This is a genomic window from Streptomyces coryli (genome assembly GCF_011044975.1).
Taxonomy (GTDB): domain Bacteria; phylum Actinomycetota; class Actinomycetes; order Streptomycetales; family Streptomycetaceae; genus Streptomyces; species Streptomyces coryli.
In genome coordinates this window covers 1-1,319 of the sequence record NZ_JAAKZV010000538.1, presented here as the reverse complement: position 1 = coordinate 1,319, position 1,319 = coordinate 1, and the positions used below count along the sequence as shown (strand labels likewise).

1 protein-coding gene is annotated in these 1,319 nt (G+C 77.7%); it reads right to left on the bottom strand.

Annotation, left to right across the window (positions count from 1 at the left end):
- A partial coding sequence (locus G5C51_RS42040) for an ABC transporter transmembrane domain-containing protein (RefSeq protein ID WP_338118515.1) occupies window positions 1-1,179 on the bottom strand: 1,179 nt, incomplete at its 3' end.
- Between the last annotated feature and the right edge of the window lie 140 nt (window positions 1,180-1,319).

The following is a 1,319-nucleotide window of genomic DNA, read 5'->3' as shown; positions in this document are numbered from 1 at the left end:
CCCCGCCACCGTCCCCCCCAACAGCGCCGGCCGCTCAAAGGCATACGCCACCGCCTCCCGCAGCTCCTCATGTCTCAGTTCCCCCACCGGCACGCCGTCCAGCAACACCCTGCCCTCGTCCGGCTCCAGCAGCCTTCCCGCAGCCGCCGCCAGCGCCGACTTTCCGCTGCCCGAGCGGCCGACGATCGCGACCACCGCCCCGCCCGGCACCGTCAGGTCCACGTCCCGCAGGACCTCTCGACCGTCGAGCCGCACCGTCACCCCGCGGAAGTCCAGCGTCCCCGGGCCGTCCCGCAGCACCCGCTTCCCGTACGAAGGCACCGGCAGGCGCCACGGCTCCGCCAGCCGGCCCGCAGCCGCCCGCGCCCGTGCCAGGGCGCTCAGTTGGCCTGTCAGTGCGCCGATCCCGGCGGCCAGCACCGCGTAGCGCCAGCAGGCCAGCAGGCCGCCGACGCTCAGCTCCCCTGCCGCCACCCGCAGTCCGGCCACCGCCAGCACCGCCAGCTCCAGCAGCGGCAGCAGCGCCGTCGCCTGGGCGGTCGAGCGGGCTCTGATCTGCCACATGCGCAGGCCCGCGCGGGACAGTGCGGGGAGTGGGGCGAGGACGCGGGTGGCCTCGCGGTCGCGGGTGCCGGCCGCGGCGATGGTGCGGGCGCCGGTCACGGCCTCGGCGAGGCGGGCTGCCAGCTCGCCCTGGAGTTGCTGGTAGTGGGCGGCGCTGTTTCCCGTCTCCCTTACGAAAACCCTTAGCAGAAGGGCCAGTACGGGCAGTCCGGCCGCGAAGACCAGGGCCGTCCGCCAGTCGATGAGGGCCAGCGCCACCAGGCCGCCGAGCGGGGCGAGCGCCGCGGCCGCCGTCGCCGCCAGCGCCGCCGGCGCGGTGCCGGCCTGCGCGGCGCCGCCGACCAGCCGCGCCACCAGGTCGCCGGAGGCGAAGCTACGGCCCGCCGCAGGGCCCGCGCCCAGCAACCGGCGCAGCAGGCCGGTGCGCAGCCAGGCGGTGGTGCGGGCGTTCGCGGTGCCGGTGAGCAGACCGTCGGCCGCATCCGCCGCGGCCGCCAGCACGATCAGCCCGGCGCACAGCAGCAGCGGCCCGCCGGCCGGCCGGCCGGCGAGCACCCGGTCGAGGGCCCCGCCGAGCGCCGCGGGCAGGGCGATCGCGGCCCCGGCACTCAGCACCGTGCACAGCGCGATCCCCGCGGCACCGTACCGCCGCGCCCGTACCGCGGACCGAAGCAACGAACGCGCCGGCCCGCCGGACCCGCTCGAAGCCGACCCGCCCGAAGACCCACTCGAGCCCGCCGCACCCACACCCCCAC